Below are 11,836 nucleotides of genomic sequence, written 5' to 3'. Positions count from 1 at the left end.
CAGAGTTGGCAGTTGTTGTCGCTTCAGCCCGCAGCAACCGACAACAACTGCCAACTCACGGAGGGATGAGCTGCGCCGAAGCGTCTCGGCGTGCAGCCGCGGCCTGTTGAAGGCGCAGCAGAGTTCTCCACAGTGCGAAACCGGTTCAGTGCGACGCGGGCAACTCCGATAAAGCTGGGTGCCATGAGTACCCCGAAACGTGAGATACCGCCGGAACTTGGAGACACCTTCCTCTGGTCCGATGCAATCGATGCGGGTGTGTCCCCGAGACGACTGCGACATTCCGACCTTGAAGCCCCGTTTCGCGGCGTGCGCCGGCGTCGCGACTTCGCGCTCACCCAGGCCGTGCCAGCCGGACCAGACCGTTGGCGAACGAGCCTTCAGCATGCAAGCCGGGGCCACCCACTTTCGGTCCGACGAGCTGAACACCTCGAGCGTGCTCGGCTGTACCGTATCGCCGCGAGCGAGGATTCCTTTTTCTGTGGGCTCACAGCGGCTACGGTGTTTGGCCTGTCCGCGACAATCGAACCCCGGCAGGCGATTGAGGTAGCCCGACTGTTTCCTGAACGGGCCCCTAGGGCTCGGGGCGTCCGCGGGGTGCAGATCCGACCGTGGCTTGCTTCCGTCGAGACGGTCGGTGGGCTCCGAGTGACCAGCCCAGCGACAACCTGGGCCATGCTCGCCCGTCGGCTCAGCGTGGAGGAGCTCGTGGTGCTTGGCGACGCAATCGTGTTTGCCCCGCGCTCCAAGGGGACACACCCCCGCCCACCTTCGCTGGGGAGCCTGGCAGAGCTTGAGGAAGCGGCCAACGCCCGTGGGCGTCCCGGCGCGCCGCTACTGCGAAGAGCCCTTGCTCAGATCCGGGTCGGTAGCGCGTCGCCGCCTGAGACTCGGCTGAGGTTGCTGCTGACTGCGGCTGGCTTGCCTGAACCCACACTCGACTTCGAGGTGCGGGACGAACGAGGCAGGCTCCTCGGACGCAGCGAGCTCGCCTATCCCGACGCCAAGGTCGCCATTGAATACGAGAGCGAACACCACCGCGTTGACCGGCAGCAGTGGAACCGCGACATCGAAAAGTATCAGGGGTACGCGGAGACAGGCTGGAGCATCGTCAGGGTGACCGCAGACATGTTGCACAGGAACAGCGAGGAGATCGTGCGGAGAGTGAGGCGTTCGGTGTAGCCCTCTCCAGTCGAGCTCACCCAGGGATCACCGTTGCGGAGTCGGCAGTAGTTGTCGCCAGGAGGACGCTCAAGTGACAACAACTGCCAACTCCGGGCGGGTGGCGGGCGGGGCCGGGCGGGGCCGGGGCCGGGCAGGCGGGGTCGGGGCCGGCCCGGGTTAGGCCGGCGCGGGTTAGGCCGGCCCTAGCTCACGTAGTCGGCGAGGTGCTCGCCCGTGAGGGTCGAGCGGGCAGCGACGAGGTCGCGCGGCGTTCCCTCAAACACGACGCGGCCGCCATCCTGGCCAGCGCCTGGGCCGATGTCGATGATCCAGTCGGCGTGCGCCATGACGGCCTGGTGGTGCTCGATGACGACGACACTCTTCCCCGAGTCGACGAGCTGGTCGAGCACCCCGAGGAGCTGCTCGACGTCGGCGAGGTGGAGCCCCGTGGTTGGCTCGTCGAGCACGTAGACGCCGGCGTCTTCACTCATCGCGATCGCGAGCTTCACGCGCTGCCGCTCGCCGCCCGAGAGCGTCGTGAGTGGCTGCCCGAGTGTGAGGTAGCCGACGCCAACGTCGACGAGTCGCGAGAGGATCTTCGCGGCCTTCGGAACCTTCGCGCTCGCGCCGGCGGGGGAGGTCCCGGCGAAGAAGTCGTGCGCCTCCGCGATCGACATCTCCAGCACCTCGGCGATGTTCTTGCCAGCGCCCTCACCAGCACCGTCACCGTCACCACCCAGCTCGTACTGGAGCACGTCGGCCTGGTAGCGCCGCCCCTCGCACTCGTCGCATGGCGTCGCGACGCCTGCCATCATCACGAGGTCGGTGTAGATGACGCCCGCGCCCCTGCACACGGGGCAGGCGCCCTCCGAGTTCGCGGAGAAGAGCGCTGGCTTCACACCGTTCGCTTTCGCAAACGCGGTGCGGATCGGGTCGAGCACGCCCGTGTAGGTCGCCGGGTTCGACCGGCGGGATCCCTTGATGGGGGATTGATCCACCGCGATGACGCCCTCGCGCTTCGACACGTAGCCGTGGATGAGCGACGACTTCCCCGAGCCCGCGACGCCCGTCACCGCGCAGAGCACGCCGAGCGGCACGTCGACGTCGACGTCCTGGAGGTTGTTCAGGGAGGCCCCACGCACTTCGATCGCGCCGGTCGCCTCGCGCACGGTTTCCTTGAGCGCAGCCCGGTCGTTGAGGTGCCTGCCGGTGACGGTGTCTGAGGCTTCGAGCCCCGCGACGGTTCCCTCGTAGCAGATCTCGCCGCCGCCTGATCCGGCGGCTGGCCCGAGGTCAACGACGTGATCGGCAATGCGGATCATCTCGGGCTTGTGCTCGACGACAAGCACGGTGTTCCCCTTGTCCCGCAGCTGCAGCAGCAGCGCGTTCATGCGCTGGATGTCGTGTGGGTGCAGCCCGATGGAGGGCTCGTCGAAGATGTAGGTCACGTCGGTGAGGCTGGAGCCGAGGTGGCGGATCATCTTCGTGCGCTGCGATTCACCGCCGGAGAGCGTGCCTGCCGGGCGGTCGAGCGAGAGGTAGCCGAGGCCGATATCGACGAACGATTCGAGCGTGCCGCGCAGCCCCTCGAGCAGTGGTGCGACCGATGGTTCCTCGAGGTCGGCGACCCAGGCGGCGAGGTCCGAGATCTGCATCTTGCACGCGTCAGCGATCGAGATGCCCTTGATCTTCGAGGAGCGGGCGAGTGCGGTGAGGCGGGTTCCCTCGCACTCTGGGCACGTGTCGAACGCGATCGCGCGGTCGACGAAGGCGCGGATGTGCGGCTGCATCGCCTCCCGATCTTTCGAGAGCATCGACTTCTGGATGCGCGGAATGAGCCCCTCATAGGTGATGTTGATGCCGTCGACCTTGATCTTCGTCGGCTCCTTGTAGAGCAGCGCGTCGAGTTCTTTCTCGGTGAAGTCCTTGATTGGGGTGTCTGGGCTGAAGAAGCCGCTGCCGCCGTAGACGCGGCCGTACCAGCCGTCCATCGAGTAGCCGGGGATGGTGAGCGCGCCCTCGTTGAGCGTCTTCGACGCGTCGTAGAGTGCGGTGAGGTCGAAGTCGCTCACCTGGCCGCGGCCCTCGCAGCGCGGGCACATGCCGCCGACGACGTTGAAGGATCGCCGCTCCTTCGTCGTGCGGCCGCCCTTTTCGAGCGTGACTGCGCCCGCGCCCGAGACTGAGGCGACGTTGAAGGAGAACGCCTTCGCGGTGCCGATGTGCGGGGTGCCGAGGCGGCTGAACAGGATGCGGAGCATCGCGTTCGCGTCGGTCGCGGTGCCGACGGTGGATCGTGGATCCGCGCCCATGCGCTGCTGGTCGACGAGGATCGCGGTCGTGACGCCGTCGAGGAGGTCGACGTCTGGCCGGGCGAGCGTCGGCATGAACCCCTGCACGAACGTCGAGTAGGTCTCGTTGATGAGGCGTTGAGACTCGGCGGCGATGGTCGCGAACACGAGCGAGCTCTTGCCCGAGCCTGAGACGCCGGTGAACGCGGTGAGCCGGCGCTTCGGCAGCTCGACGCTCACGTCTTTGAGGTTGTTCTCGCGTGCGCCGTAGACGCGGATGCGGTCGTGTGCATCGGCGGGGTGGATCGCTGCCTGATTGCTCATACGCAAATCGTAGTGTGGACGGCCGACACTCACTGCACAGGTTTGTTCGCGGCCTGAGCGCCGCCGCCCCGCGAGCGGCTGCTCCGCCGTGCACGCCTGGCCCCGCCGCGCTGACCCGGCGCTGCGGATCGTTGCGGGTCGCCGCGGAACGTGACTCGGAATTCCCCGGATGTCGGCGGCTGCGGCTAACCTGGGGGCGTGACCGATGCTCGGAGTGACCAGGCGCCCGCCGCGGATCTCCGCGCGCGCCGCGCCAGCCTCGCACTCCAGGTCGCCGTGTGCGCCCTCGGGGTACTCAGCGCGGTGCTGATCGCGCGGCTGTCCGTGTCCGTGGCCGTAGGTGCCGTCGGTATCGCGATCGCCGCACTCACCCTGGTCCCGCTTGCGGTGCCCGCGAGCGTGCGCACGCGCACCGCGCTCGGTGTCGCGGTCGTGCTCACCGCGGGTGCGGTGCTCGGGGGAACCGACACGGCCTTCCTGCTCGTCCCGGTTGCTGTTCTTGCGTGGGTCGCGGCTCTCGTGCCGTGGCGCGTGGCGCGCGGCTTCGCCCTCGCCGGATCCCTTCCGTGGCGGATGCTCTGCGCGATCCTCATTGCCCTGCCGGCGCTGCTGCTCGTCGCAGGAGCACTGTCGGGGACGGTGGGGCTCGAGCTCCTGGGCTGGACAATCGTGGGCATCACGCTGCTCATCGCCGTGTGCCTCGCCGCGGGTCTGCGCTCCGCCGCCATCGTTGCGGCGGTGCTTGGCCTGGTGACGGCGCTGCTGACGGTGATCATCCCTGGACTGCTGGTCATCGGCACCTGGTGGGCGGGTGCGTTGCTGCTGGTGATCGGCCTGGCGGCGCTAGTCGCGTGGGGCGTGCGACCCGGGGCTGCCGCTGGGCTCGGAGAGGGATTGGCTACGCTGGAGCCGTGATCACCAGCCAGGCATCGAAGCCAGTGGGGCCGCCGCGGGCGCTGCACCTCGCGGCCGCGCTGCTCACCGTGCTTGCCGCGCCCGCGTTCTTCGTTGCAGAGCTGCCCTGGCTTGGCTTCGGATTGCTCGTGGCTGGGCTCGGGTTCGCGTGGGGAGCGGATCGCGTTGCCGGGGTACCGATCCGCCCGCCCCGTGCCGCGCTGGCCACCGGAGGCTCCGCCGCTGCGCCGTCGCTCACGCGCGACCTGTCACTCGTGGCGCTCGGCCTCGTGATCATCCGCACGATCCCGCTCGCCGCCGAGCTCGACAACCTCGCAATGCTGCGGTTCACCCTCGCGCTCGGCGGTGCCGTGCTTGTGCCATACCTCGTCTCCCGGTTCCTGTACCGCGACCGGGCGACCGGCTTCCCCTGGCTTGGGGAGCGTGAGGCTGGGCAGCCGCGCCGAAAGTGGGGCGCGCTGCACTGGGGATGGCTTGGGGGCGTGCTCGTGCTCGGGTGGCTGATCCTGCCGTACTACTTCATCTCATCGGGCGTCTATGCGAACTGGCCCGAGGTGGATACGCCGGATCTCATTGCACGGCTCTTCGTCGGCGTCGGCGCGGTCGGGATCTGGGACGAGCTCTTCTTCATCTGCACGGTCTTCGCGGTGATGCTGCGGCACTTCCCCACGTGGATCGCGGACGCGCTGCAGGCGGTCGTGTTCGTCGCGTTCCTCTGGGAGCTCGGGTACCGGGCGTGGGGGCCGGCGCTCACGATCCCGTTCGCGCTCGTGCAGGGCTTCATCTTCCTGCGCACGCGCTCGCTCGGCTACGTCGTGACGGTGCACCTGTTGTTTGACGCGGTCGTGTTCGCGGTGCTCGTGCACGCGCACAACCCGGCGCTGTTCAACGTGTTTCCCACCGCTCCGTAGCGGCTGCTGACACGGTTAACGCGCGAGCAGGGCCGCGATCCTGCGCACCGCGAACTCGTAGCCCTGAATTCCCGCGCCGGTGATCACGAACTCGGCCAGGGCAGAAACGAAGGAATGGTGCCTGAACTCCTCGCGCGCGAACACGTTTGACAAGTGGATCTCGGCGAACGGCAGCGGCACTCCAGCGAGCGCGTCTCTGAGCACAACCGAGGTGTGCGTCAGTCCGCCGGGATTGATGATGATCGCGGAGCAGTCGTGGCGGGCCTCGTGGATCGCGTCGATGATGACGCCCTCGTGGTTCGACTGCACAGCACGCACATCGATGCCGTATTCCTTTGCGACCCGGACGACGAGCCGCTCAACGTCGACGAGCGTGTCGCTCCCGTAGATCTCTGGCTCGCGGGTGCCGAGCAGGTTGAGGTTGGGTCCGTTTACTAGCAGTATCCGCTTCATCTCGGCACACTCCCTTGATCGCGTCATGTTTCACCTATCGTAGTGCCGCGTGCCACGGTGCCGGGGATACTTCGGCGTGTGGGTGCTGCAGGGCTTCGGGCGGAGCGCGCCGGGCGTGAGCGCGCCGGGCACGAGCGCGGAAGCCCAGCAATTGCACTCTCGGGGGCGCACGGATACCGTTGTCGGGTGACTGACCAGCCTCGCAGAGCCTTTGACCCGACTACCTTCCGTGACAAGCCCGTCTCATTTGTGCGGCGCAGCGGGCGCATGACGCCCTCACAGGAGCGCGCTTGGGAGGAGTCCCGCGGCGATTTCCTCCTCGAGATCGAACACGGTCCTGCTGCGACGAGCGTCGCTGCAGGACAGCACGGCAACCCCGCCGAGATCTTCGGGCGTGAGGCTGAGCTCATCGTCGAGGTCGGATCGGGGCAGGGTCACCAGATTCTCTCAGCGGCAGCGGAGCGGCCCGAGACGAACTTCATTGCGGTGGAGGTGTTTCGTGCGGGTCTCGCTCGGACAGTGATTCGCGCTGCCGATGCCGGGCTCGAGAATCTTCGCTTGGCCGAGGTGAATGCACCGGAGCTCCTCGAGCACTACCTCCCCGAGGGTTCGGTCGCGGAGATCTGGGTGTTCTTCCCTGACCCGTGGAAGAAGGCGAAGCACCACAAGCGCCGTCTCATCAGTGCGGACTTTGCGCGTATCGCGCATCGGGTATTGCAGCCCGGTGGGGTGCTGCGGCTCGGAACAGACTGGCAGAACTACGCGGACCACATGCGCGTCGTGATGGACGAGGCGCCCGGCTTCGAACGGGACTTCGAGGGGGAGTGGGCAGAACGCTTCGAGGGGCGCGTGCTCACCGCCTTCGAAAACAAGGGCATTGAGAAGGGGCGCGCGATCCGCGACCTTTCCTATCGCAGGGTTTAACGACCGGGTAGCGTGCGGCGACTGGCGTGTGCCTGCCGCGCCGACCCGTGCAGGTCAGCCGCTGAGCCGCCTGTTGCGGCGATAACTCTTGGATCCGCGATAGCAAGGACGCGATTCGCGTGTTGTGCCCTTTCTTCTGCGGATCTCTGGTCCAGTGCAGGCGGCTCGGAGCCCGGCTCGGTACCCGGCTGGGAGCCCGGCTCGGTACCCGGCTGGGAGCCCGTCCCGCGAGCCCGAGAGCACCAGGCGGCGACGACGCGCGGATCGCGACACGCCCGGGTTGCACCGCGGGAATCCCTGTGTCAGAATAGACAGGTTCAGTACTCCGTGCATGCGGATCACTGCCAGGTTGTGCATTGCCACTCGGGTTTCCGGGTCGGTGAGGCCGCGGGCAGCGAACACCACTGCACGCCTCAGGGCGGCCAGACGCAAGTCCGGCCGTTTTTCGCGTGCGGAAATTGACAGGTGAACAGAGACCCAGCACAAGACGCCGTGAGGCGTCCGTCTGCCAAGGGCGCTGGTACGCAAGACGTCCAATGCTGTCGGCCACAAGCCGGGAGTAAGACGCAAGTAGAAAGTAGAGATGTCATGGCGGGACAGAAGATCCGCATTCGACTCAAGTCGTATGACCACGAGGTCATTGATAGCTCGGCGCGCAAGATCGTTGACACGGTCACCCGCGCTGGAGCAACCGTGATCGGCCCAGTGCCGCTCCCCACGGAGAAGAACGTGATCGCAGTGATCCGTTCGCCACACAAGTACAAGGACAGCCGCGAGCACTTTGAAAAGCGCACGCACAAGCGCCTGATCGACATCGTCGATCCCACCCCGAAGGCCGTCGATTCGCTCATGCGTCTCGATCTCCCGGCCGATGTCAACATCGAGATCAAGCTCTAAGGGGGGATCCAGACATGACTGCAGTACGTAATGTGAAGGGTCTCCTGGGCACCAAGCTCGGCATGACTCAGGTATGGGACGAGGACGGCAAGGTCGTTCCCGTTACCGTCATCGAGGTGGCACCGAACGTTGTCACTCAGATCCGTACCCCCGAGGTCGACGGCTACAGCGCCGTGCAGATCGCCGCGGGTCAGATCGATCCCCGCAAGGTGAACCAGCCTTCAGCTGGTCACTTCGAGAAGGCCGGCGTTACGCCGCGCCGCCACATCACTGAGGTCCGCACCTCGGACGCGGCTGACTACAGCCTCGGCCAGGAGCTCACCATCGATGGCGCTTTCGAAGCCGGTCAGAAGATCGACGTCGTTGGCACCTCGAAGGGCAAGGGCTTCGCGGGCGTTATGAAGCGTCACAACTTCGGCGGCGCTAAGGCATCGCACGGTGCGCACCGTAACCACCGTAAGCCTGGCTCCATCGGCGGCGCAGCGACCCCCGGTCGCGTGTTCCGCGGTAAGAAGATGGCCGGCCGTATGGGCGGGGATCGTGTCACCGTACAGAACCTCACCGTGCAGGCGATTGACGCGGAGAAGGGACTCATCCTCGTGAAGGGTGCTGTTCCTGGTGCGCGTGGTCGTCTCGTTTTCGTCCGCAACGCAGTGAAGGGGGCGTAGTTCATGGCTACCGCTACCAAGCTCGAGGTTTTTGACGCGAAGGGCAAGAAGGCTGGGTCGGTTGACCTTCCCGAGGCTATCTTCGCCGTTGAGACCAACGTTCCGCTGATCCACCAGGTGGTCACGGCACAGCTTGCAGCTGCCCGTCAGGGTACGCACAAGACCAAGACCCGTGGCGAGCGCTCGGGTTCCGGCGTCAAGCCGTTCAAGCAGAAGGGCACTGGCCGTGCACGCCAGGGCTCGGTCCGCATGCCGCAGCACCGCGGTGGCGGCATCGTCCACGGGCCCGTGCCCCGCGATTACTCGCAGCGCACCCCCAAGAAGATGATCGCTGCTGCGCTCACCGGTGTGCTTTCGGATCGCGCTCGCGCGAACCGCCTGCACGTTGTCGAGGGCTTCGGCATCGCCGACAAGCCCAGCACGAAGGCCGCGCGCGATTTCCTCGCGCAGGTCGCACCGGGCAACCGCGTGCTCGTCGTGATCGACCGCGAGGATGAGCTCACCGCTCTGAGCGTCCGGAACCTGCCGGGTGTACACGTGCTGTTCCAGGATCAGCTCAACGCCTACGACGTTATCGTCAGTGACGATCTCGTCTTCACTAAGGCGGCCTTCGACGGCTTCGTCGCCGGTCGCGCCGCTAAGGAGGACACGAAGTGAGCATTGACAACAAGATCGCGCACGACGTCATCATCCGCCCGATCGTCTCTGAGAAGAGCTACGGTCTCATCGACGCAAACGGTCAGTACACCTTCGAGGTAGCTCCGACCGCTTCGAAGACTGAGATCAAGTTCGCTATCGAGCAGGTGTTCAACGTGAAGGTCGCTTCGATCAACACGCTGAACCGCAAGGGCAAGACCCGCCGCACGAAGTATGGCCTCGGCAAGCGCAAGGACACCAAGCGCGCCATCGTCACGCTGAAGTCGGGCTCCATCGACATCTTCACGGCTGCGCTGTAGAAGGGGCGAAAAGGAACACAACATGGCAATTCGCAAGTACAAGCCGACGACCCCGGGTCGTCGCGGGTCGAGCGTTGCTGATTTCGCTGAGATCACGCGCTCCACGCCTGAGAAGTCGCTGCTTCGCCCGCTCCCGAAGACGGGTGGCCGCAACAACCAGGGCCGCATCACCACTCGCCACATCGGCGGTGGCCACAAGCGCCAGTACCGTGTCATCGACTTCCGTCGTAATGACAAGGACGGCGTAAACGCACGCGTAGCTCACATCGAGTACGACCCGAACCGCACGGCGCGCATTGCGCTGCTGCACTTCGAGGACGGCGCAAAGCGTTACATCATTGCTCCGAACAAGCTGAAGCAGGGCGACATCGTCGAGTCCGGCGCTGGCGCGGATATCAAGCCGGGTAACAACCTCCCGCTGAAGAACATCCCCACCGGTACCGTCATTCACGCGATCGAACTGAAGCCAGGCGGGGGAGCGAAGCTCGCTCGTTCCGCAGGTTCCTCGGTTCGCCTCGTGGCGAAGGATGGCCCCTACGCTCAGCTGCGTCTCCCCTCGGGCGAGATCCGCAACGTCGATGCGCGCTGCCGCGCGACCATCGGCGAGGTCGGCAACGCCGAGCAGTCGAACATCAACTGGGGTAAGGCCGGCCGTATGCGCTGGAAGGGCGTCCGCCCGACCGTGCGTGGTGTCGTCATGAACCCGGTGGATCACCCCCACGGTGGTGGCGAAGGCCGCACCTCGGGTGGCCGTCACCCGGTTAGCCCCTGGGGCCAGAAGGAAGGCCGTACGCGCCGTCCGAACAAGGAAAGCGACAAGCTCATTGTGCGCCGCCGTAACGTTGGCAAGAAGCGCTAGTCGGCGGGTAGGAGAATAGAAGATGCCTCGTAGTCTCAAGAAGGGCCCCTTCGTCGATAACCACCTGCTGAACAAGGTGGTTGTCCAGAACGAAGCTGGCACCAAAAACGTGATCAAGACCTGGTCGCGCCGTTCGATGATTATCCCCGCAATGCTGGGACACACCATCGCGGTGCACGACGGTCGGAAGCACATCCCCGTATTCGTCACCGAAACCATGGTTGGACACAAGCTGGGCGAGTTCGCCCCGACTCGTACCTTCCGTGGCCACGTGAAGGACGACAAGAAGGGCCGTCGCCGCTAAGCGGGGACGTGAAGGAGGAGAGAGAAATGGTGGAATCGATCGCACGCGTGCGTCATATCCGCATTACCCCCCAGAAGGCCCGTCGTGTCGTTGACCTGGTTCGTGGGAAGAACGCACAGGAGGCACTTGCCATCCTGAAGTTCGCCCCGCAGGCTGCCGCTGAGCCCGTGTTCAAGCTTGTCGCTTCGGCGATCGCGAACGCACGTGTGAAGGCTGACGCCGAGAACCTGCGCCTCAACGAGGACGAGCTCGTCATTGCTCGCGCCTTTGTCGACGAGGGTGCAACGCTCAAGCGTTTCCGCCCCCGTGCACAGGGCCGCGCGTTCCGTATCAACAAGCGGACCAGCCACATCACGGTCGTACTTCAGACCGCAGATGAGCTTGCTGCTGCCAAGAAGGGAGCCTAAGGAATGGGCCAGAAGATTCATCCCTACGGCTTCCGCCTCGGGATTACCACCGACCACGTGTCGCGTTGGTTCTCGGACTCGACGAAGAAGGGCCAGCGTTACGCTGACTACCTCGCCGAGGACATCAAGATCCGTCAGCACCTGCAGGTCCAGCTGGACCGCGCCGGTGTCTCGCGTGTCGAGATCGAGCGCACCCGCGACCGCGTCCGCGTAGACATTCACACGGCTCGTCCGGGTATTGTCATCGGCCGCCGTGGAGCAGAGGCTGAGCGTATTCGCGCTGACCTCGAGAAGCTCACCGGCAAGCAGATCCAGCTGAACATCCTCGAGGTCAAGAACCCCGAGGCTGACGCTCAGCTCGTCGCACAGGGCATCGCCGAGCAGCTCGCTGCTCGTGTGGCGTTCCGTCGTGCGATGCGCAAGGGTCTCCAGGGCGCACAGCGCGCTGGTGCCAAGGGCGTACGTATTCAGGTCTCAGGCCGCCTTGGCGGCGCCGAGATGAGCCGTTCGGAGTTCTACCGCGAGGGTCGTGTGCCGCTGCACACGCTTCGTGCGAACATCGACTACGGCTTCTACGAGGCAAAGACCACCTTCGGCCGTATCGGCGTGAAGGTCTGGATCTACAAGGGCGACCTCACGAACAAGGAGCTTGCTCGCGAGCAGGCTAACCAGAAGCCGTCTCGTGAGCGTGGCGATCGCCGCCGTGCGCCCCGTGGCGCGCAGGCTGAGGCTGCACCCGCTGCAGCAGGAGCGGAGAAGTAAC

Annotated in this window: 14 protein-coding genes; 12 read left to right on the top strand and 2 right to left on the bottom strand. The window is 65.7% G+C overall.

The window, feature by feature from the left end; genetic code table 11:
* The first annotated feature begins 597 nt into the window (after positions 1-597).
* A complete protein-coding gene (locus SD72_RS10615; protein ID WP_157000541.1) occupies positions 598-1,182 on the top strand; it encodes a hypothetical protein in 585 nt (194 codons plus the stop codon).
* A 185-nt stretch (positions 1,183-1,367) separates the two neighbouring features.
* Here SD72_RS10615 and SD72_RS10610 read toward each other — a convergent pair whose 3' ends face one another.
* Positions 1,368-3,779, bottom strand: coding sequence for an ATP-binding cassette domain-containing protein (locus SD72_RS10610; protein WP_042544421.1), 2,412 nt, complete (start codon positions 3,777-3,779; stop codon positions 1,368-1,370).
* A 198-nt stretch (positions 3,780-3,977) separates the two neighbouring features.
* On the opposite strand from SD72_RS10610, the gene SD72_RS10605 reads away from it, so the two are divergent.
* The gene (locus tag SD72_RS10605) at positions 3,978-4,694 is read left to right on the top strand and encodes a hypothetical protein (protein WP_042544420.1); all 717 of its coding nucleotides are present in this window, start codon (positions 3,978-3,980) and stop codon (positions 4,692-4,694) included.
* The gene (locus SD72_RS10600; RefSeq protein ID WP_420038427.1) at positions 4,694-5,605 is read left to right on the top strand and encodes a CPBP family glutamic-type intramembrane protease; all 912 of its coding nucleotides are present in this window, start codon (positions 4,694-4,696) and stop codon (positions 5,603-5,605) included. The genes SD72_RS10605 and SD72_RS10600 overlap by 1 nt, the downstream gene beginning before the upstream one ends.
* Before the next feature lie 15 nt (positions 5,606-5,620).
* Here the strand turns inward: SD72_RS10600 and aroQ are convergent, their stop codons facing one another.
* Positions 5,621-6,085, bottom strand: coding sequence for a type II 3-dehydroquinate dehydratase (aroQ, locus tag SD72_RS10595; protein WP_232299725.1), 465 nt, complete (start codon positions 6,083-6,085; stop codon positions 5,621-5,623).
* Positions 6,086-6,244: 159 nt separating this feature from the next.
* On the opposite strand from aroQ, the gene trmB reads away from it, so the two are divergent.
* The 9 genes from trmB to rpsC all read left to right on the top strand — a co-directional run bounded on the left by trmB (position 6,245) and on the right by rpsC (position 11,835).
* Positions 6,245-6,982, top strand: coding sequence for a tRNA (guanosine(46)-N7)-methyltransferase TrmB (gene trmB, locus SD72_RS10590; protein ID WP_042544418.1), 738 nt, complete (start codon positions 6,245-6,247; stop codon positions 6,980-6,982).
* A 588-nt stretch (positions 6,983-7,570) separates the two neighbouring features.
* The gene (gene rpsJ, locus SD72_RS10580; RefSeq protein ID WP_010156393.1) at positions 7,571-7,879 is read left to right on the top strand and encodes a 30S ribosomal protein S10; all 309 of its coding nucleotides are present in this window, start codon (positions 7,571-7,573) and stop codon (positions 7,877-7,879) included.
* A 14-nt stretch (positions 7,880-7,893) separates the two neighbouring features.
* Positions 7,894-8,547, top strand: coding sequence for a 50S ribosomal protein L3 (gene rplC / locus SD72_RS10575; RefSeq protein ID WP_042544416.1), 654 nt, complete (start codon positions 7,894-7,896; stop codon positions 8,545-8,547).
* Positions 8,548-8,550: 3 nt separating this feature from the next.
* Entirely contained in the window at positions 8,551-9,204 is a 654-nt protein-coding gene (gene rplD / locus SD72_RS10570) for a 50S ribosomal protein L4 (RefSeq protein WP_042544415.1), read from the top strand.
* Positions 9,201-9,503 carry a 50S ribosomal protein L23 gene (gene rplW / locus SD72_RS10565; RefSeq protein WP_042544414.1) on the top strand — a complete coding sequence of 101 codons (303 nt, stop codon included), beginning with the start codon at positions 9,201-9,203 and terminating at the stop codon, positions 9,501-9,503. The genes rplD and rplW overlap by 4 nt, the downstream gene beginning before the upstream one ends.
* Before the next feature lie 22 nt (positions 9,504-9,525).
* A complete protein-coding gene (rplB, locus tag SD72_RS10560; RefSeq protein ID WP_042544413.1) occupies positions 9,526-10,362 on the top strand; it encodes a 50S ribosomal protein L2 in 837 nt (278 codons plus the stop codon).
* 22 nt (positions 10,363-10,384) lie between these two features.
* A complete protein-coding gene (gene rpsS / locus SD72_RS10555) occupies positions 10,385-10,666 on the top strand; it encodes a 30S ribosomal protein S19 (RefSeq protein ID WP_025133706.1) in 282 nt (93 codons plus the stop codon).
* A 26-nt stretch (positions 10,667-10,692) separates the two neighbouring features.
* The gene (gene rplV / locus SD72_RS10550) at positions 10,693-11,073 is read left to right on the top strand and encodes a 50S ribosomal protein L22 (RefSeq protein ID WP_042544412.1); all 381 of its coding nucleotides are present in this window, start codon (positions 10,693-10,695) and stop codon (positions 11,071-11,073) included.
* A gap of 3 nt (positions 11,074-11,076) precedes the next feature.
* On the top strand, positions 11,077-11,835 hold the full coding sequence (rpsC, locus tag SD72_RS10545) for a 30S ribosomal protein S3 (protein ID WP_042544411.1): 759 nt from the start codon (positions 11,077-11,079) through the stop codon (positions 11,833-11,835).
* Position 11,836: the final 1 nt, after the last annotated feature.

It is taken from the genome of Leucobacter komagatae (assembly GCF_000834055.1).
GTDB classification, from domain to species: Bacteria; Actinomycetota; Actinomycetes; order Actinomycetales; family Microbacteriaceae; genus Leucobacter; species Leucobacter komagatae_A.
The sequence above is the reverse complement of the archived record's forward strand: the minus strand, read 5'-3'. Positions and strand labels throughout refer to the sequence as shown.